The sequence below is a fragment of the Maribacter litopenaei genome (assembly GCF_025244665.1).
Taxonomy (GTDB): Bacteria; Bacteroidota; Bacteroidia; order Flavobacteriales; family Flavobacteriaceae; genus Maribacter; species Maribacter litopenaei.
Window position 1 is genome coordinate 2,383,929 of the sequence record NZ_CP104205.1, and the last position, 18,723, is coordinate 2,402,651.

The following is an 18,723-nucleotide window of genomic DNA, read 5'->3' on the forward strand; positions in this document are numbered from 1 at the left end:
AAATACTGTTGTATTTTGCCCTTCTACATTCCAATTTTATATGCTAAAAGCTTTTAGAATAACAGCAATTTTAGAAGGAATATCTTATTTGGCCTTATTCGGTGTTACAATGCCCCTAAAATATTGGGCTGAGATTCCTGAGCCCAATAAATGGGTGGGTTATGCCCACGGTTTTTTATTTATTGCCTTTATTTTATTGGCAATTATCGTCTGTTATAACAAAAAATGGGGCTTTAAACGCTTGGCCATTTTCGGAATAGCTTCCCTGCTTCCCTTCGCAACTTTCTATGTAGAGGAAAAATATTTAAGGTAGATTCTCCTCTTGGGGTACCAGTTTGTAAATGTTACCGTCAAAACTACAGATATAGATCTCATTGCTTTCATCCGTTCCAAATGAAGCGATATTCAGGCCTGTTTCGAAAAGTAGCTCATTTGCTACTGTGGCACCCGACACGTTGTCCAAGGCCCATATCCTACCGGAAATAAAGTCTCCGTAAATATAATAACCAGATAAGGTAGGGTTAAGGGCTCCTCTATACACGTAACCTCCAGTAACAGATTTATCATTATTGTCGTGACCATACTCAAAAACAGGAGCAATAATTCCAGTTTCCTCACAATTCTGTGCATTGTAACATGAAGTACCTTCTAAGATATTCCAACCATAATTTCCACCAGATTCGATAATATTTATTTCTTCCTTTTCACCCTGACCCACATCGCCGGACCATAAATTTCCATTCGGGTGTCAAATGAAAACCTCCAAGGGTTTCTAAGCCCATAAGCATAGATTTCGGGTCTTGCACCTTCCGTATCTACAAAGGGATTATCACTTGGTAGGGCATAGTTTAATCCATTATCAATATTATCCACATCAATACGAAGGATTGCTCCTAGAAGGTTTTCCAAATTCTGTGCATTTCCATCCGGATCTCCTCCGGAACCACCATCGCCGAGATGCGATATACAAATATCCATCGGGTCCAAATCCAAGCTGCCCACCATTGTGATTGGTATAAGGCTGGGGAATTTCCAAGAGTACTGTTTCGCTAGTTGGATCAGCCTGGTTACTATCGTTTCCCATTGTTCTAAAACGGGAAATCACGCTCAAATCGCTCGTGGGCGTATAGCAAACATAAAAGTACCCGTTCTCCCCAAAATTTGGGTGGAAGGCCAACCCCAACAAACCAAGTTCATCTGAACTGGCAATATTTCCACTCATATCCAAAAAAGTACTGGATTCTGTGGTTTCACTATTGTTTTGAAAAAACTTTATTCTTCCGCCCTGCTCCACCACAAATATTCTATCGGATCCATCATTGGGACTTTGTAAGTCCAGTGGTCCGGAAAAGTTAAGATTTGGAAAAGCGTTTATAATCCTAACGCTATCATCTTCTATAGGGCTAAGATTTATATCATCGGAATTACTGCAAGAAGATGTAAGGTATATAAAAACAAGGGAAATGATTTGAAACATTTTTTTCATAGCATAAGTATTTATTTATGTACGAAAAATAGGATCCTTTTGGATTATCAGGATATGCAGCAACTTATAAGAAACTACGAATGGCCAAATCGTAACTTTGCAATCCAAATCCTAAAATCACCCCTTTGGCACCTGGCGAAATGAAGGATACATGTCTATAATCCTCACGGTTATATGTATTGGATATGTGAACTTCGACCACTGGAGTGTTTATTGCCTTAACGGCGTCGCCCAAACCAACCGAAGTATGGGTATATGCCGCCGCATTTAAAACGATACCATCATAATCAAAACCTACTTCCTGTAACTTAGAAATTAGCTCACCTTCAATATTGGATTGATAATATTCCAATTCAACCTCTTTAAAACGAAACTGTAGTTCAGAAAAGTAGTCTTCAAAGGTTTTGTTGCCATAAACCTCGGGTTCTCTTTTTCCTAAAAGGTTGAGATTAGGGCCATTTATGATAATAATTTTCATGGAGTTAAAAGTACTAATTATTTGAACAAAAAAAGTGGCACCCAATGAATACCACTTTTACAATTTTATTTTAAAATATTTTAAAAGAGGAACAAATATCCTAATAGGACGCTTCCAAAAGTTACATCGTCACTTACGGCCAAATAGGATATATTCAACTCAGAAGAACCCCCGCTCAAGTCAATACCAAGAGAGGGCCTATAATAAAATCCTCCTTCATTTCCTTTGTTAATGCCAATGGCATAGCCTACATCACCACCAAATTTAAATCCCGAGGTGGGGTAAATACGTACAGAGGCACCCGCAGGAATAAACTGTATATTGTCGAATTCCGTTTCAACAGATACACCTCCTGTAGAAATGGTCTGCTTTTCACCAAAGGCATTCATAAAGCCCGTAGTAAGACCCAAATCTATTTCCCTGGAAACACCCCAATGGTGGTACATATCCAATCCTAAATTTAAACTATATGCCTCAGAGTAATCGCCTACCACAATTCCCCCTACCGAGACCGGCCCTAAAATTTGTGCGGTCCACATACTGAGCTGAACCAAAGTATCCTACTGTCACTAAAAATAAAATTGTCACAAAACCTTTCATGCTGTTATTTGTTGATTAGGACGTAAACTTAACGTCATTTTAACAACCGACTAATTTTTAGTTGTGACCCTTCATATATTGGTGGTAAAAAAGGGAATAATGAAGGTTTTCCTCTTTTAGGACGTTCCAAAACAGATAGTTGAGCTGTGCCACAAAAAAAGGCGAAGGGGTGACTCCTTCGCCTTATTATCTAGACTCTTCAGTTTTAAAGAAAATAAACTACGGAAATGGCGAACACCCTATTTTTGGAATTCACATCTTCAATTACATTTATAAAACCGGCAGAGTATCCGGCCTGGAAATAAAAGTTATCATCCAATCTATAGCCAGCTCCAATCCCCAAACCAAGGTCAATTCCGTTTGTTGCATCAAAACTTGCACCGGTTCCGGAAATATTACGATCAACATTGTTGGATAACAATAAGCCTAAATATGGATCAGCCTCTATATAAAGTTCATCCCAAACGTTGTATTTGGCCATTACAGGAACGTTCAAGTACCAAAAGTTTAAATCATCTTGAAAAAACCCACCACTACCCTGGTATGATATTAAAGCTTCAGGTTGTATTATCAATTCATCACTAAAGGGTATCTCTAAAACTCCTCCAATATGGAAGCCTGTCTTTGCATCATAACTTAAGTTGGCATCTCCGCCTAAAGAAGAAACATTTATTCCCGCTTTTGCCCCAAACCTTGTAATATCTTGGGCATTCATCATAAAGCATCCCGTAAATAAAAAGGATGCCATAAAAACTATTTTTTTCATATTCATTTTGTTTAATGGTTGCTCCTTCAAAGATATGAATCTTTAAGAACCTAGTCCTCTACACGTTTACAAGATGTTAGACCATAATAATGAACCCCATAATTAGATTAAATGTATCTTTAAATATGAAATGGGAGCAGGCCTTAAAAGACTATGAGCATTACTTGAAATTGGAGCGTGGATTGGCCCACAATTCCATTAAAAATTATATTATGGATGTGGAGAAACTGGTTGCTTTCCTATCGGATTACCAAATAAAGGAAACCCCTTCAACCATTTCAAAGGATATTTTGCAACAATTTATTTACGAGGTCGCCAAAGTGGTTCATCCACGTTCCCAGGCCGAATTATTTCCGGTTTAAAGAGTTTTTTTAATTACATAGTCTTCGAGGATTATAGGGGGGACAACCCGTTAGACTTAATCGAATCTCCAAAAATAGGAAGAAAGCTACCCGACACACTTTCCGAAAGCGAAATAAATCAACTTATTGAAAATATAGATTTAGGTAAACCCGAAGGTGAACGTAACAGAGCCATGCTCGAAACGTTGTACGGTTGTGGTCTTCGTGTTTCAGAACTTATCAGCCTAAAATTATCTGACCTTTTTTTTGATGAGGATTTTATAAAAGTGACGGGCAAAGGTGACAAGCAACGATTTGTTCCCATAAGCGAAGTCAACAAAAAATACATCAATATCTATCGATATCAGGTACGGGTTCACCAAGAAATTAAAAAGGGTTTTGAAGATACCCTTTTCTTAAATAGAAGGGGCAAACAATTGACACGTGCCATGGTTTTCACCATTGTTAAAAATCTCGCTGAAAAAATAGGACTGCGTAAAAACATAAGTCCCCATACCTTTCGTCATTCCTTTGCGACCCATTTGTTAGAAAATGGCGCTGATTTAAGGGCCATACAACAAATGTTGGGGCATGAAAGTATTACTACAACCGAGGTATATATGCACGTTGACCGAACTCATTTGGCAGACGTACTCAATAAGTTCCATCCTAGGAAATAACTTAAAATTTAATCTTCCCTTTTAACGAATACATTTGAGGCATAGGTACTAAAGGTTCCCCAAAATGTCCCAAAGAAGAATTATTTATTTGTATATTTCCTCTAGCCTCTACTTGGATGCTTCTATTGACCTCATAACCGATTCCGGAAAGTATATCAATACGTGGAGCGGATTGCTTCGGGAATCTATACTTTGATACTTGTTAAAATTAAATTCAGATTCTATTCCGAGAAAACAAATACCAATTTTCGTCCGAGATATTTCTTAAGTAGAATATTGGCCCTAAATCGAATGGAAAGTCAGTAGGTGTCATAAAACGAGTTGAGATTCGCACTAAAAGTACTGCTAAAAGGATAGGTTAAATGAAAGGATGCGTGTTGTTCTCTACCTAGAAAAACAGGGTATCCAAATGACTCCAATTTTAAACCTTCTATTGGTTTGGGCTCCTTTCCTAACCCATTTATCTGTGAAGCACCTATGGAGTAAAAGAAAATAAACATCGTGAAAAGATAGAACTTCATAGGGCTAGTCTTTTCATTAAAGGAAAAGAAAAATCCCATTGAAAGCTGCTGGCTTAGTAAATAATTAACGGAGAATGTTCAGAATCAATCCCTGAACTGATCATAGTTCCTTTTAAAAGGCCTAATGATTAACCGTGCCTCGCGATCAAATCGGATATAATTATAGACCCAATTCACAAATACCACTACCCTATTTCTAAAGCCTATTAGAAAAAATAAATGCACGAACATCCAAACGAACCAGGCAAAAACCCCTTGAAAACGGATATTTTTTAAATCGCAAACAGCCTTGTTCCGTCCAACTGTCGCCATACTGCCTTTATCCTTATAAATAAATGGCTGGAGCGCCTTGCCATTCAGAAGCCTGATTAAATTATCGCCCAAGTTTCGTCCCTGTTGGATAGCTGGCTGCGCCATCATGGGATGTCCTCGCGGGTGCATCATCACTTTGCATACAAGCGATATCTCCAATGGCAAAAACATCAGGGTACCCAATAACTTGATTAAATTCATTAACGGACAATCGATTACCACCGGCAATCAACTCTTTGGCATCCAATCCCTTTATGGTGGCCCCTTTCACACCTGCCGCCCAAATAAGAGTAGCGGTCTCAAATGTTAGATCGGTCTTAGTTCGTACTGTTTTACCATCATAACCGGTAACCCTCACATTTTTCCAAACCTGCACTCCCAGTTTTTCTAAAAATTCTTCGGCCTTTTCAGAAGCTTTTTCGCTCATGGCATCTAAGAGGCGCTCTCCTCCTTGTACGATATTGATCTGCGCCCTTCTAGTATCCAAATCCGGATAATCCTTGGGTAAAATGCCCTTTTTTATTTCGGCCAAGGCACCGGCCAATTCCACCCCGGTAGGTCCTCCCCCAACGATTACAAAGTTCATTAAAGCATCTCGTTCATGATACTCGTCCGTCAGCAAAGCCTGTTCAAAATTCTCCAAAATGAGACTTCTCAGATTCAAGGATTGTGGAATCGATTTCATGGCCATGGCATGTTCTTCCAATTCCGTATTACCGAAAAAATTGGTTTCAGAACCTGTTGCCGGAACCAAATAATCATAGGAAAGTTCACCAATGGTCGTTTGGAGCATCTTTCTTTCGGGAATAATTTCTGTTACCTCGGCAAGCCTAAAAAAGAAATTATCATAACCTATCAATACTTTTCGCAATGGATAGGCAATGGAGTCCGGCTCCAATCCCCCTGTGGACACTTGATAAAGCAATGGTTGGAATGTATGATAATTGTTTTTGTCCAAAAGTACTACCTGTACTTCCTGTTTTTGAAGTTTTTGAGCTAGGGAAATCCCTCCGAAGCCCCCACCAATGATAACAATTCTAGGATTATTGGAACGAGGTATGTTCATAGTGTAAAAGTAAGCCGTAAAATTAAACAAACGGGGTTCCAATAGAAAAGAATATGCTGTTTTTAGTAACTTTAAAGGCTAATTCAAATAAATAATTCCAGCATGCAAAAATCAATCACTATGCTCTTAGTTCTCTGTACTTGCGTACTTTCTTTGAGCGCTCAAAAGACAAAAAAAGACGTTCTAAAGTCCTTGGACTGGAAAAGTGAATCCTACGGGGAGATTTCACAGGAAATATGGAATCTTGCAGAGATGGGCTACCAAGAAGAAAAAAGCTCAGCTTTGTTACAGCAAACCCTAGAGGATGCGGGGTTTACAATCAAAAAAGGTGTAGCGGGAATTCCTACCGCGTTCATCGCCGAATTCGGTAGCGGAAGTCCCATTGTAGCGATTATGGGTGAATACGACGCCCTCCCCGGTCTTTCACAAGAAGCCATAGCCGAAAAGCAATCTGCTGGAGGTGCTGCAGGCCATGCATGCGGACACCACCTTTTTGGCACGGCATCTACCGCAGCGGCAATTGCCACCAAGGATTGGATGGTTGCAAACAACAAACAAGGCACAATTCGATTTTACGGAACCCCAGCAGAAGAAGGGGGATCCGGAAAAGTCTATATGGTACGGGCCGGTCTTTTTAATGATGTTGACATTGCCCTACATTGGCATCCAGGGGCTCAAAACGCGGCAAATGCCGGAGCCGCTTTGGCAAATAAATCGGCCAAGTTTCGGTTTCATGGGTTTTCAGCACACGCAGCGGCCGCCCCGGAACAGGGTCGTTCCGCCTTGGATGGAGTCGAGGCTATGGATATGATGGTTAATATGATGCGTGAACATATTCCTTCCGATGCTCGTATACACTATGTAATTACCTCAGGTGGAAAGGCCCCTAATGTAGTTCCGGATTTTGCTGAGGTATACTATTATGCCCGCCATGCCAAAAGAGATGTGGTTATAGATATTTTCGATAGAATCGTAAAAGCTGCCGAGGGAGCCGCTATGGGAACCGGAACGACAATGGATTACGAAATGATTGGGGGTACACATGAACTTTTGCCAAACCTCACCTTGCAAAAAGTGATGTTCGACAACCTTACTGAAGTGGGTGGTTTTGATTATACGCAAGAAGAGAAAGAATTTGCAGATAAGATTGCAAAATCACTAGGCAAGGAAAAAGCGGACATCAGTATAGCAAAAAACATCCAGCCATATAAAACAGAGGCCAAACCAGGAGGTTCTACGGATGTAGGCGATGTAAGCTTCACAGTTCCTACAGTGGGAATGAGCGCCGCTACGTGGGTGCCAGGAACACCGGCACATAGTTGGCAGGCGGTTGCCGCGGGGGGGACTTCAATAGGTAAAAAGGGAATGATGGTCGCTGCCAAAGCTTTGACCTTAACCGCGATTGATATTTTTTCCGACAAAAAACTAGTTGAATCCGCTAAAACCGAGTTTAAGGAAAAACGTGGTGCCGACTTCAAATACATACCTCTTTTGGGAGATAGGGAGCCAGCTTTAGATTATAGAAATTAATTTACGACAAGAATATTTTAAAAGTGTACGGGGTACTCCCGTGCACTTTTTAATTTTATTTCAAACCAACCTGTAACAAAACCTGATTACATACTACTAATACCTTAACAACAACCAACCATTAGTGAATAAAGAACTGGAACATAATTTTGTGACAGAGCTTCAGGACAATCAAAACATTGTCCATAAAGTATGTACGTTATATACAAATGACAAGGAGTCACATAATGATTTGTTTCAGGAAATTACTATTCAACTATGGAAGGCCTACCCCAAATTTAGGGGAGAATCCAAGTTCAGTACTTGGATGTACAGGGTTGCCTTGAATACGGCAATAACCCTCTACAGGAAATCCAAAAGAAGAATAGATACGCAGGATTATGAATCGATCATATTTAAAATAAAGGCCGATGAATATGATGAAACAGAGGAACAACAATTAAAGTTGATGTACAAAGCCGTAAGGCAATTAGGCGATATTGACAAAGCGTTGGTGTTTATGTACTTAGAAGACAAGAATTATACGGAAATAGCAGAAACATTAGGTATCACGGAAGTGAATGCACGCGTAAAGATGAACCGTATAAAAACAAAATTAAAAACCATTTTGAACCCCTAGGTTATGACGGATGAGTTGGACTTATTAAAAAGGGACTGGCAGAAAAAGGAAGTAAACCTGCCCAAACTTTCCTATTCGGATATCCATAAAATGATATGGAAGAAATCTTCTTCTATTGTAAAATGGATATTGATTATAAGCATTCTAGAGTTTACACTACCGCATTTGCTTTATCTTCTCCCATCTATGCAGGATGGCATGGAAGTGTACAAAAAATTGGGAATATCCAATTATTTGTTGATAGTATCCATTATTACATATTCAGCTGCAATTTATTTTATCGTTCAGTTCTATAAAAGATTCAGGGAAATATCTGTTCCGGATAACTCAAAAAGCTTAATGAATAAAATAATTAGAACAAGGAGAACCGTTAAGCATTACGTCATTTTTTCCTTGAGCATGATCATGCTGACCGTTATAGTAATGGTAATAGGCGTATTTTTTAGTCATGATATTGCCGATGCCTTTCCTGATTTAAGGCAAGGACTGCAAAACATATCGGAGGAAAAATTAAGGTTTACATTAATGGCAAGTATTGGTGGTTTTGGCGTCGTACTTACTCTTTTTATGGGGTGTGTTTATTTTCTTCTTTATGGTCTTCTGTTAAGAAAATTGAATAAAAACTATAGGGAATTAAGGCAATTGGAAATTTAACTGGTGCGCCATTTTCTTTGTTGATGTTCTTCTTCGTAGGCCAAGAGTTCCTCCTTGGGAATCACCTTTAAAAAAGATGGATGCTGCTCTATGGCATATTCCAATTTTTCGATGATGGATTCTGTAGATTCGTTGTCGTAATCGATTTCCAGGGGTTCCTTGATGACCATAGATTGTAAAATCCCCTTCTTTTTTACACGAAGTCCCTTTTTATCAAAAGAGCGTCTAAATCCGTCTATGACCACTGGCACCACAATGGGTTTAAACTTTTTTATGATATGTGCCGTACCTTTTCTTAAAGGTTTCCAAGGTGTAGTGGTACCCTGTGGAAAGGTAATTACCCAACCATCCTTCAAAGCAATACCAATATTGGATATATCGCTCATTTTCACTTGCCTATTCACTTCCTTGCCTTCGGAACGCCAGGTTCTTTCTACGCTAATTGATCCCGCATAGGCTAAAACCTTAGTCAACAAACTCTTCTTCATGGTCTCGGCCGCGGCAATATAATACATGTTCAATTTGGGATGCCATATATAACCCACATTCTTTATTGAGTCTTCCCTCCCACTTAAACTAGCATTAAAAACATGGAACATGGCCACCACATCCGCAAAGTAAGTCCGGTGGTTGCTAACAAAAAGTACGTTGGTATCCGGTAAACTTCGAATAATCTCAGAGCCATCGATTTCCAATTTATTAAACCGCTTATACCGTTGATGGGACATTAGACCTAATATCCTGATCAACCATTTTTTTAGAAAGAGGTTGTGCCCAAAAGGGTTTTTCTTAAACAGTCCCATAGTTGCTAAAATACTAAATACTCCTTACAACACTTGCTTTAAAAGATCTTTAATCTCGCTTAACATCATGGCTGTAGCGCCCCAAATAATATAATCGTTTAATTTAAAGGCAGGTACAGAAATCTCCTTTGCATAGGAGGTGCTCAACTTTTTTGAAGTAAGGTTGATATCCTCCAAAAAATCCGTCAAGGAAATTTCCAAAAGTGAGGCTACTTCAGATTCCTGGATCTTAAAAGGTTTAGGTTCCTTATAAAGACCGATGAAAGGTTGCACCTCAAAATTACTGGGTGGAATATAGACCTCTGAAATGGTCCGGACAATTTCAACATCCTTTGGGTTCACCCCTACCTCCTCATATGTTTCCCTAAGCGCCGTAATCTTGAGGCTCCCGTCTTCCCTTTCAGCTTTTCCTCCAGGCAGTGCCACTTGATTTGAATGAATACCCTCATAGGTCTTCCTAAGAATACATAAAAGATGTGTCATATTCCGGGAATCTGGATAAAACAAGGCCATCACGGCTGCTTTGCGTGGATTTTTTCTAAGGATCTTACCTTCCATCAATTCCCTGATCCGAATCTCTCGGAGCCATTTTGTAATGTGAAATTTCGCCCGGAAGGGGTAAATCCTTTATTTTTGAAATCCGTTGCTCAAAAAAGTTGAAATCCATGCGTTTAAAGACTTTCTACTATTTTCTCATAGTCCTTACGGTTCCCTATATAAGTTGTAAAGATAATCCGCAAAAAACTGAAACCCCACCGAAAATCCAAATAAAAGAGGTGGATTCCTCCGAAGTAAATACAGGAGATTCCAAGGAAGCAGAAGAGAATGCTTTTGAACTCACCGAGGAGAACGCCATCGATTTTTTCTTCGATTATCAGAAAAACTTAAAAGTCAATAAAGTTAAAATGACCACAAAGTTTGGAAGCTTTGTCATTCAACTATACGACGATGTTCCCTACCATAAGGCAAATTTCATCTATTTGACCGAGAAAAGGGTATTTTGACTATACACAATTTCATAGGGTTGTCAAGGATTTTATAATCCAAGGAGGTAGTTCGGACGACCAAAAAACGGCGGATAAAAGATGGGATATTGGTAGATACCTCCTACCCCCTGACACAAAAAAAGGATACAGCCACCATAGAGGAACCGTATCCATGCCAAGTAGCGAAATGGATAACCCACACAAACTAGCATCGCCATATGAGTTTTTTATAGTAGTAACGGATCCTGGATCATATCATCCGGATGGTGATTTTACTCCCTTTGGAAAAGTAATTGAGGGTATGGACGTTGTGGATGAAATCAATGCCCAACCCGTTGGTAAAGGTGATTGGCCACAGCAGAATATCTATATTACCAAGGCAGAAGTTATTGAGTAATCATCATTTAGGATATATACCGGGCAAGGCTATCTTAAATTTCACTGCCAAAAGGCGCAAAACTATGATGCAGATAATTCCCGTGATGTAGGGAATATCTCGATTCACGGGAAACTGGAGCATTAAAAAATAGACGCCGCCACCAAGTATACATACGGTCGCGTAAATCTCCCGTCTGAAAATGACGGGGATTTCATTACACAAAATATCTCTAATAACCCCACCAAAACAAGCGGTCATGATTCCCAAAGCGATGCACATTATGGGCATTAAACCCGCATCCAATCCCTTTTGAATCCCAATCATTGTGTAGAGGCCAATGCCAATAGTGTCAAAAAGGAAAAGTGATTTCCTAAAGTGTTTTAACCTTCCGGCAAAAAGAATGGAAAGAATAACCGTGATAATGATAATGACCGTATAATTGGGCTGCGTCATCCAGCCTACTGGTGTATTTCCTATCAATACATCCCTTAGCGTACCTCCTCCCACTGCGGTCACAAATGCTATGATGAAGACACCAAAGACATCCAAACGCTTATCCATAGCAACCAAAACCCCCGATATGGCAAAGGCGATAGTTCCTAAAATATCAATAAGCGAGTAGAGCATGTTTTACAATTGCTGTGTATAATAACTGTAATCCTTGATGACAATATCCACAAATTCTATGGGCTGCAGGTCGCTAGAAATATCCGTAACCTTTTTTATCCGATTGTTCAGGGACAAAATTACGCGATGGTTTCCATTTCTGCGAGCGCTATCGAACAAGTTTTTGATGGTCTGCATCTCATTGTCCTTAAAGACGGTGACCTGAGGAAACTTTGGAGCATAATCCGAAGGTAGTTCACGTAAAAGGGTATCGCTTAAAAACACCTTTCTTTTCTCGCTGATTACTGTGGTGCCAGCCGCTATATCCCCCACCCTTTGTCCTTTACCTCGGATTAAAATCGTAAAAACTGCAATACCACCGGAGGTTAAGGTAATATCGAGAATTCGCAAAATCCATCGGATAAAATAACTGGAAAAACCAGGTTTGGTGCCATCCAATTTTACGACCCTTATATTCAAGAAATTCTTTCCTATGGTCTTTCCGTCCATAAAAGTTTCCATCAAAAAATAATAGAGAAATGCCGGCAGACTTAAAAGAAGGTAAATGGCCCAAGAATCACCTGGCTCTACATCCAGGGCCAGTAATAACCAAATCATCAAAACATAATAAATTACAATGACAAGAGTATCTATAATGTAAGCCGAATGCGGTCTCCAAGGTGCGCGGTATTTTGGGCGATGCTTATATTTTGAGCCGTTTCTATTTGAAATTGTTCCATTCTTTTGTTTCTTTGGAATAAACCAAGTAGTTAATGCGCGAAGCCGCCTTTGTAAAGCAAAATAAGGACAAATGGTCAACTTTTGAAAGCGCTTTGGCTAACAAAACGAATCTGGATCCGAATGTATTGTCCGATTTATATATAGAGGTAACGGACCATCTAAGTTATGCCAAAACCTTCTATCCAAAGAGCAATACAGAATTTTATCTCAATTCCTTAGCGTCACAGGCACATCAAAAAATTTATAAGACCAAAAGAGAGCCAAAAAACCGAATCATTACGTTTTGGAAGACTGAATTTCCCCTGATGTTCAAGGATCACCATAGAGAGCTTTTGATAGCTTTTTTGGTATTTCTTTTTTTCTCTTTTGTAGGGGCATACTCTGCGGCCAATGAAGGTGATTTTGTACGTTCGATTTTGGGAGACGCTTATGTAAATTTGACGCTTGACAATATTGAAAAAGGCGATCCTATGGCCGTTTACAAACAAATGGGTGAATTCAATATGTTTTTGGGAATTACAATCAACAACATCAAGGTAGCACTAATGGCCTTCGTTTTTGGGATATTATTGGGCGTAGGAACCCTTGTCGTGATGTTGCAGAATGGAATTATGCTCGGTAGCTTTCAATATTTTTTTTACGAAAAGGGACTCCTTTGGGAGTCAGTCCGTACTATTTGGATACATGGTACTATTGAAATATCTGTCATAATCATCGCTGGATGTGCAGGTTTGGTCTTGGCAAACGGAATGCTGTTTCCTGGTACCTATACCCGTTTGGAATCTTTTAAAAGAGGTGTAAAAAATGGGCTTAAAATAATGGTAAGTACTATACCTTCTTTTATTGTTGCCGGATTTTTGGAAGGCTTCGTAACCGAGACATACCGAGATGCCCGACTGGCTTGCGATTATAATAATATTAGGGTCGCTCGCACTAATTCTTTTTTACTACGTTATATATCCATACCAAATCCATAAAAAAACTAAACCGAATGAATCCAAATTACATCGAGTTTAAAAAACAGCGGGAGCTGGGCGAAATTCTGACCGACACCTTTGCCTTTCTTAGGGCCGAGTTTAAACCCTTCTTTGGTACCTTTTTTAGAATAGTAGGTCCTTTTTTGGCCGCCATGATTGTAGCCTTGGTGGCATATATGTATTTCATTGGCAATAGTTTTAATCTTTTGGTTCAAACAGACAATGAAGCGGCTGGTTTTGCCACCATGTTCGTTGTTGTCATTGTCTATTTAATATCTATTATTACGGTATACACGCTGTCGCAATCTACAGTGCTTCACTATATAAAGTCCTATAACAAAGGACAAGGGGTTACGGATTATAGTACTATTAAGAAAGAAGTCTACGGAAGCTTCGGAGCTTTATCGGTTTAGGTATAATGGTAGGGCTTTCTGTTTTTGTAGGCCTTATGATATGCCTATTGCCTGGGATATACCTTTATGTCCCTTTGGCGTTATCTTTCAGTATTATGGTCTTTGATAAAATGGGAGCCTCAGATTCTTATAGTTACAGCTTTAAATTGGTAAAGGATGAATGGTGGATATCCTTTGCAACCATCTTTGTCATAGGAATTATACTCTATATAGCTGCTTTGGCCTTTTCAATACCTACGGTAGTTTACCAGTGGCTAAAAATGGGTATTTTCTCGGGTGAAATGGACGCAGAAAGTGTCTTTGATATGACCACCGATCCCATTTACATCCTATTTAACATTATAGGTACCGTAGCCCAGTTTTTATTGAACCTCATTAGCATCATATCGTTGGCCTTGATTTACTTCAACCTTAATGAGAAAAAGAATTTCACGGGTACTTTTGAACGTATTGAAAGTTTAGGAAAAACCACGGAAGAGTAATATGCAAAAACAGGTCCTGTTGGTGCTATTTATATTACTGACCAGTGTTATATTGGCCCAGCAGGATTCGGTGAGTATAAAATATGATACTTCAGAGATTACCCCGATTAACATCAGCGACTCCGATTTGGAATCCTTCCAAAATGACTCCGACTTCAATTATGAAATCGTTGAAAAAAATGCACCCGATTGGTGGATTGCTTTTAAGAATTGGATCGGGAGTGTTTTTATGAAACTGTTCGAGTGGATTTTTGGTATCGAAAAAGCGACAGGGGCCTTTAATTCGTTCTTACAGATTTTACCCTATTTATTGCTTGGTATTCTTATTTTTATTTTGATCAAATTTTTCTTGAACGTCAATGCTCGTTCCATTCACCAATCCAAAAAGAATCAAGCACTGGTGGGTCTTTCAGAGGAGGAACACATAATCAAAAACGAAAATATTGAAACCCTTATAAACAATGCCCTATCTGAAGGTAATTATCGTCTCGGCCATCCGTTTTTATTATCTATTGATACTTCAACAAATGACGGATAAAGAAATCATTTCTTGGGCATTGCAAAAAACCAATGAGGATTATTTGATGGAAATCCAAGAAACCGCACTAAAAGATACCTTTAAGCAGATCACCCGATTCTACAACTACATCTGGTATGGTGATTTTCCTTTGGATGCTACCAAGTACGAAAAAATGGCTCCTTCATTTCATAAATTGAAAAGAATGATAGCCAATGGGTAAGAAAGGGCTTCCATATATTGTCACGGCCATTATTCTAATTGCAGGACTCATGCTCTTGCAATATAATAAACCCAAGACCATCAATTGGTTCGAGTCCTTTGTAAGTACCCATAAAATACCCTATGGCACCTATGTGGTAAATGACTTGATGACCAATAACCTCTTTAAAGGAAAGGTACAGCAAGTACACTTACCTCCCTATGAGTTTCTTTCAAGTAGTGACTCTTTAAGAGGTATCTATGTTTTTGTCAATAATAGTATTTCCTTTGAAAAGGCAGAACTCCATAGACTTTTGGAATGGACGGCTAAGGGGAACAAAGTATTTATAGCCTCAGAGAATTTTGAGGAAAATCTAAGCGATACGTTGAACTTTGAAACTGGATACCAGTATGGAGGTTTTGAAATTGCACAAAAACAAAAACATCATTTAGTCAACCCCACCTTTAAAAAGTCCCATTCCTACATATATGAAAGGGAGAACTACGTAACCTTTTTTAAGGAAATAGACACTATACAAATGAAGGTGCTGTCCACGGTTAAGTTGGACACTACGAATTCTGAATGGCCTATAGAGAAAATTACTAGTGTTAAAAGCCCCTTTGGTAAAGGAGAAATTATACTATCCACCTTTCCTAAGGGATTTACCAACTATTTTATATTAAAAGACGATAATAAAGATTATACGGCTGGGCTACTATCTTATTTTGGAGATTCCCAAAGAATCTACATGGATAATTATTATAAAAGCGGCAAGGCTTTCTACACATCACCTATGTACATCTTTTTAAACACCAAAGAGCTGAAATGGGCTTATTACATGGTATTGATTGGAGGTTTGTTTTACATCATCTTTGAAGGAAAAAGAAAACAACGCCCCATTCCTGTGGTAAAACCATTACAAAACCAAACCCTGGCTTTTACGAGAACCATATCTGACATGTATTTTGAAAAGGGTGATAGAAAATCCATTGTAGAGCATAAAATAAACTTCTTTCTAAACTACATTAAGAGCAGGTATTACTTGGGAAATATAAGTAAAGAAGAGGAATTTTACAGGAATGTATCGGCGAGAAGTGGAAATGGTATTGAGGAGACGACAAGGCTTTTCAATTACATGGATGATTTAAGAAGTAGCCCTGAGGTTTCTGAAAGTCAGCTCGTACAATTAAATAAACTTATTCAAAAATTTAAATCGAAAAGTAATGGAAAATAATGAAGAGCATAGGGACGAATTAAGCTTTAATAGCAGAATTCCCTTGGCCGAACTACAAAAAGCCGTTGAGGACATAAAAAAAGAAATTTCCAAGGTAATTGTGGGGCAAAACAATTTTATTGAACTTTTGATTGTATCGTTGCTGGTAGACGGCCATGTATTGATAGAAGGGGTTCCCGGTGTTGCCAAGACCATTACGGCTAAACTCTTTGCCAAGACCTTAAAAACAGAATTTAGCCGGATTCAATTTACACCGGACCTTATGCCTAGCGATATTTTGGGTACATCCGTCTTCAATGCAAAAACTTCCGATTTCGAGTTCAAAAAAGGTCCTATATTTTCTAATATCATTCTTATAGATGAAATAAACCGTGCACCAGCTAAGACCCAAGCGGCCATGTTCGAGACCATGGAGGAAAAACAAGTGACTATGGACGGCACCACCTATCCAATGGCGGCCCCATTCATGGTACTTGCTACCCAAAATCCCATAGAGCAAGAAGGTACCTATGCCCTACCGGAGGCCCAGTTAGACAGATTCCTCTTTAAGATAAAAATATCTTACCCAGCTTCGGATGAGGAAGTTTTAATCCTAAAAACCCATCACGCACGGAAAGGGTCACAGCCCCAAACCTTGATCAAGGATATTCTAAATCCAAAAGAATTGGAAGTATTCAAAAATCAAATTCAGGAAGTGGTGGTCGAGGAAAAGATTTTCAAATATATTGCGGATGTGGTGGCCAAAACACGAAATCACCCCCATTTATATTTGGGTGGTTCCCCAAGGGCATCTATCGCGACCATGAATAGCGCCAAGGCCTTTGCGGCAATCAACGGAAGGGATTTTGTAACCCCGGAGGACGTTAAAAAAGCACTGGTTCCCGTGCTCAACCACAGGGTAATCCTTACACCGGAACGCGAAATGGAAGGGATGTCCACAGAGAGTGTTATTCAAATGATTATGGAAAGCGTTGAAATACCCAGGTAAATGAACTTTATTAGGTCATTTTACATCAACAATGTCTTTTTTAGGTACATCGCGATTCTTGCGGGTTGTTTTGTACTTTCATATTGGTTCAAATCCCTATATCCCATTGCTTGGTTATTGACGTTATTATTAGTGGGTCTTTTTCTTTTCGATATTTATCTATTATATGCATCAGGCCAATCTATAAAAGCCGAAAGAAAGCTTCCAAAAAAATTGTCCAACAGTGATATCAACCCAATCATAATCACTTTTGAAACCAAGTATGGCTTTAAGACATACGTTTCCATTATAGATGAATTGCCAGTTCAGTTTCAAAAACGGGATTTCCTGTTCAAGACTTCTCTAAAAAAAGGTGAAAAAAGACAATTTGATTATGAGGTTCGACCAGTGGAAAGGGGAGAATATGTTTTTGGAAACTTGATTGTGTTTGCCTCCTCACCTATAAGGATTATCCAAAGAAAATATTGTTTTCAAAAAGACCAGATGGTGCCGGTGTATCCTTCCATCATACAAATGCAACAATATGATTTTTTGGCCATCAGTAATAGGCTATCTACCATCGGACTAAAAAAATTCGAAGAATAGGCCACACGCAAGAATTTGAACAAATTAAGGAATACGTACAAGGAGACGATATTCGAACTTTAAACTGGAAAGCGACCGCCAAACAACATCAACTAATGGTAAACCAGTATCAGGATGAAAAATCGCAACCTATTTATTCTATCATTGATACTGGGAGAGTGATGAAAATGCCTTTCAACGAATTAAAACTATTGGATTATGCCATAAACAGTTGTCTCGGCCTTTTCTAATGTAACCCTCAAACGCAACGATAAAACAGGCCTAATTGCGTTTTCAAAAAACATCGAAACGTACTTGCCCGCTGTACAAAAAATTACCCACCTCAACACAATATTGGAAAAGCTTTACAATATTGGCACTGCTTTTTCGGATTCTGACTTTGGATTGTTATACGGGCACATAAAGCGAAAAATAACCCACCGGAGTCTTTTGTTGTTGTATACAAACTTTGAACATATATCGGCCTTAAAAAGACAACTTCCTTACCTCTTGGCCATGGCTAAAAAACACGTGTTGGTAGTTATTTTCTTTGAAAACTCGGAATTGGATAAGCTCATAAATACCGATGCTGAGGATATGCAGTCCATTTACCATAAAACCATTGCAGAGAAATTTTCTCTCGGATAAAAAGTTGATGCAAAAGGAATTGGAGAAATATGGCATACAAACCATACTAACCAAACCTGAGGAATTGACCATTAAGACCATTAACAAGTACCTAGAAATCAAGGCAAGGGGAATTCTCTAGAATTTAGTC

Annotated in this window: 22 protein-coding genes and 5 pseudogenes; 15 read left to right on the plus strand and 12 right to left on the minus strand. The window is 39.0% G+C overall.

Going from position 1 to position 18,723, the window contains the following annotated elements; genetic code table 11:
• The first annotated feature begins 40 nt into the window (after nt 1-40).
• Nucleotides 41-313, plus strand: a complete 273-nt coding sequence (locus NYZ99_RS12900) for a DUF3817 domain-containing protein (RefSeq protein WP_260571541.1) — start codon at nt 41-43, stop codon at nt 311-313.
• Here NYZ99_RS12900 and NYZ99_RS12905 read toward each other — a convergent pair.
• The 6 genes from NYZ99_RS12905 to NYZ99_RS12930 form a co-directional block, all read right to left on the minus strand.
• Nucleotides 305-718 carry a PQQ-dependent sugar dehydrogenase gene (locus NYZ99_RS12905; protein WP_260571542.1) on the minus strand — a complete coding sequence of 138 codons (414 nt, stop codon included), beginning with the start codon at nt 716-718 and terminating at the stop codon, nt 305-307. The two genes, NYZ99_RS12900 and NYZ99_RS12905, sit on opposite strands and share 9 nt — an antisense overlap.
• Nucleotides 691-909, minus strand: coding sequence for a PQQ-dependent sugar dehydrogenase (locus NYZ99_RS12910; protein ID WP_260571543.1), 219 nt, complete (start codon nt 907-909; stop codon nt 691-693). Before NYZ99_RS12910 ends, NYZ99_RS12905 begins: the two co-directional genes overlap by 28 nt.
• The gene (locus NYZ99_RS12915) at nt 875-1,486 is read right to left on the minus strand and encodes a PQQ-dependent sugar dehydrogenase (protein ID WP_260571544.1); all 612 of its coding nucleotides are present in this window, start codon (nt 1,484-1,486) and stop codon (nt 875-877) included. The genes NYZ99_RS12910 and NYZ99_RS12915 overlap by 35 nt, the downstream gene beginning before the upstream one ends.
• Nucleotides 1,487-1,550: 64 nt before the next feature.
• Nucleotides 1,551-1,964, minus strand: coding sequence for a type II 3-dehydroquinate dehydratase (locus tag NYZ99_RS12920; RefSeq protein ID WP_260571545.1), 414 nt, complete (start codon nt 1,962-1,964; stop codon nt 1,551-1,553).
• An 80-nt stretch (nt 1,965-2,044) separates the two neighbouring features.
• Nucleotides 2,045-2,503: a hypothetical protein gene (locus NYZ99_RS12925; protein ID WP_260571546.1), complete on the minus strand. Its 459-nt coding sequence runs from the start codon at nt 2,501-2,503 to the stop codon at nt 2,045-2,047.
• Nucleotides 2,504-2,769: 266 nt separating this feature from the next.
• Nucleotides 2,770-3,330, minus strand: a complete 561-nt coding sequence (locus NYZ99_RS12930) for a porin family protein (protein ID WP_260571547.1) — start codon at nt 3,328-3,330, stop codon at nt 2,770-2,772.
• 125 nt (nt 3,331-3,455) lie between these two features.
• Here NYZ99_RS12930 and xerD point away from each other — a divergent pair.
• Together xerD and NYZ99_RS12940 are read left to right on the plus strand one after the other, a co-directional pair.
• Nucleotides 3,456-4,351: pseudogene (xerD, locus tag NYZ99_RS12935) on the plus strand (site-specific tyrosine recombinase XerD).
• 64 nt (nt 4,352-4,415) lie between these two features.
• Nucleotides 4,416-4,547 carry a hypothetical protein gene (locus tag NYZ99_RS12940; RefSeq protein WP_260571548.1) on the plus strand — a complete coding sequence of 44 codons (132 nt, stop codon included), beginning with the start codon at nt 4,416-4,418 and terminating at the stop codon, nt 4,545-4,547.
• 103 nt (nt 4,548-4,650) lie between these two features.
• On the opposite strand, the gene NYZ99_RS12945 is transcribed toward NYZ99_RS12940, so the two are convergent.
• On the minus strand, nt 4,651-4,872 hold the full coding sequence (locus NYZ99_RS12945; protein WP_260571549.1) for a hypothetical protein: 222 nt from the start codon (nt 4,870-4,872) through the stop codon (nt 4,651-4,653).
• Nucleotides 4,873-4,956: 84 nt separating this feature from the next.
• Nucleotides 4,957-6,250: pseudogene (locus NYZ99_RS12950) on the minus strand (NAD(P)/FAD-dependent oxidoreductase).
• A 120-nt stretch (nt 6,251-6,370) separates the two neighbouring features.
• Here NYZ99_RS12950 and NYZ99_RS12955 point away from each other — a divergent pair.
• The 3 genes from NYZ99_RS12955 (at nt 6,371) to NYZ99_RS12965 (ending at nt 9,053) form a co-directional block, all read left to right on the plus strand.
• Complete coding sequence (locus NYZ99_RS12955; RefSeq protein ID WP_420845125.1) at nt 6,371-7,780, plus strand: amidohydrolase; 1,410 nt, start codon at nt 6,371-6,373, stop codon at nt 7,778-7,780.
• Between the two features lie 124 nt (nt 7,781-7,904).
• Entirely contained in the window at nt 7,905-8,399 is a 495-nt protein-coding gene (locus NYZ99_RS12960; protein ID WP_260571551.1) for an RNA polymerase sigma factor, read from the plus strand.
• Nucleotides 8,400-8,402: 3 nt separating this feature from the next.
• Nucleotides 8,403-9,053, plus strand: a complete 651-nt coding sequence (locus NYZ99_RS12965) for a hypothetical protein (RefSeq protein WP_260571552.1) — start codon at nt 8,403-8,405, stop codon at nt 9,051-9,053.
• Here NYZ99_RS12965 and NYZ99_RS12970 read toward each other — a convergent pair.
• Together NYZ99_RS12970 and NYZ99_RS12975 are read right to left on the minus strand one after the other, a co-directional pair.
• Entirely contained in the window at nt 9,050-9,856 is an 807-nt protein-coding gene (locus NYZ99_RS12970) for a lysophospholipid acyltransferase family protein (protein WP_260571554.1), read from the minus strand. The two genes, NYZ99_RS12965 and NYZ99_RS12970, sit on opposite strands and share 4 nt — an antisense overlap.
• Nucleotides 9,857-9,880: 24 nt before the next feature.
• A complete protein-coding gene (locus tag NYZ99_RS12975) occupies nt 9,881-10,414 on the minus strand; it encodes an NUDIX hydrolase (protein ID WP_338039004.1) in 534 nt (177 codons plus the stop codon).
• 107 nt (nt 10,415-10,521) lie between these two features.
• Here NYZ99_RS12975 and NYZ99_RS12980 point away from each other — a divergent pair.
• Nucleotides 10,522-11,239: pseudogene (locus NYZ99_RS12980) on the plus strand (peptidylprolyl isomerase).
• Nucleotides 11,240-11,242: 3 nt separating this feature from the next.
• Here the strand turns inward: NYZ99_RS12980 and NYZ99_RS12985 are convergent.
• Both NYZ99_RS12985 and NYZ99_RS12990 read right to left on the minus strand, forming a co-directional pair.
• Entirely contained in the window at nt 11,243-11,848 is a 606-nt protein-coding gene (locus NYZ99_RS12985) for a trimeric intracellular cation channel family protein (protein WP_260571556.1), read from the minus strand.
• Between the two features lie 3 nt (nt 11,849-11,851).
• Entirely contained in the window at nt 11,852-12,445 is a 594-nt protein-coding gene (locus NYZ99_RS12990) for an RDD family protein (RefSeq protein WP_338039005.1), read from the minus strand.
• A gap of 155 nt (nt 12,446-12,600) precedes the next feature.
• On the opposite strand from NYZ99_RS12990, the pseudogene NYZ99_RS12995 reads away from it, so the two are divergent.
• The 8 genes and pseudogenes from NYZ99_RS12995 (at nt 12,601) to NYZ99_RS13030 (ending at nt 18,714) form a co-directional block, all read left to right on the plus strand.
• Nucleotides 12,601-13,585, plus strand: a pseudogene (locus NYZ99_RS12995) (stage II sporulation protein M).
• Nucleotides 13,560-13,958: a hypothetical protein gene (locus tag NYZ99_RS13000; protein WP_260571557.1), complete on the plus strand. Its 399-nt coding sequence runs from the start codon at nt 13,560-13,562 to the stop codon at nt 13,956-13,958. The pseudogene NYZ99_RS12995 and the gene NYZ99_RS13000 overlap by 26 nt, the downstream one beginning before the upstream one ends.
• Before the next feature lie 95 nt (nt 13,959-14,053).
• Nucleotides 14,054-14,440 carry a hypothetical protein gene (locus tag NYZ99_RS13005; protein ID WP_260571558.1) on the plus strand — a complete coding sequence of 129 codons (387 nt, stop codon included), beginning with the start codon at nt 14,054-14,056 and terminating at the stop codon, nt 14,438-14,440.
• Between the two features lies 1 nt (nt 14,441).
• A complete protein-coding gene (locus tag NYZ99_RS13010; protein ID WP_260571559.1) occupies nt 14,442-14,978 on the plus strand; it encodes a hypothetical protein in 537 nt (178 codons plus the stop codon).
• Nucleotides 14,968-15,180, plus strand: coding sequence for a DUF4129 domain-containing protein (locus NYZ99_RS13015; protein WP_260571560.1), 213 nt, complete (start codon nt 14,968-14,970; stop codon nt 15,178-15,180). The genes NYZ99_RS13010 and NYZ99_RS13015 overlap by 11 nt, the downstream gene beginning before the upstream one ends.
• On the plus strand, nt 15,173-16,393 hold the full coding sequence (locus tag NYZ99_RS13020) for a DUF4350 domain-containing protein (RefSeq protein ID WP_260571561.1): 1,221 nt from the start codon (nt 15,173-15,175) through the stop codon (nt 16,391-16,393). The genes NYZ99_RS13015 and NYZ99_RS13020 overlap by 8 nt, the downstream gene beginning before the upstream one ends.
• Entirely contained in the window at nt 16,383-17,381 is a 999-nt protein-coding gene (locus NYZ99_RS13025; RefSeq protein ID WP_260571562.1) for an AAA family ATPase, read from the plus strand. Before NYZ99_RS13020 ends, NYZ99_RS13025 begins: the two co-directional genes overlap by 11 nt.
• Nucleotides 17,382-18,714, plus strand: a pseudogene (locus tag NYZ99_RS13030) (DUF58 domain-containing protein). It begins immediately after the preceding gene.
• The last annotated feature ends 9 nt before the right edge of the window (nt 18,715-18,723 follow it).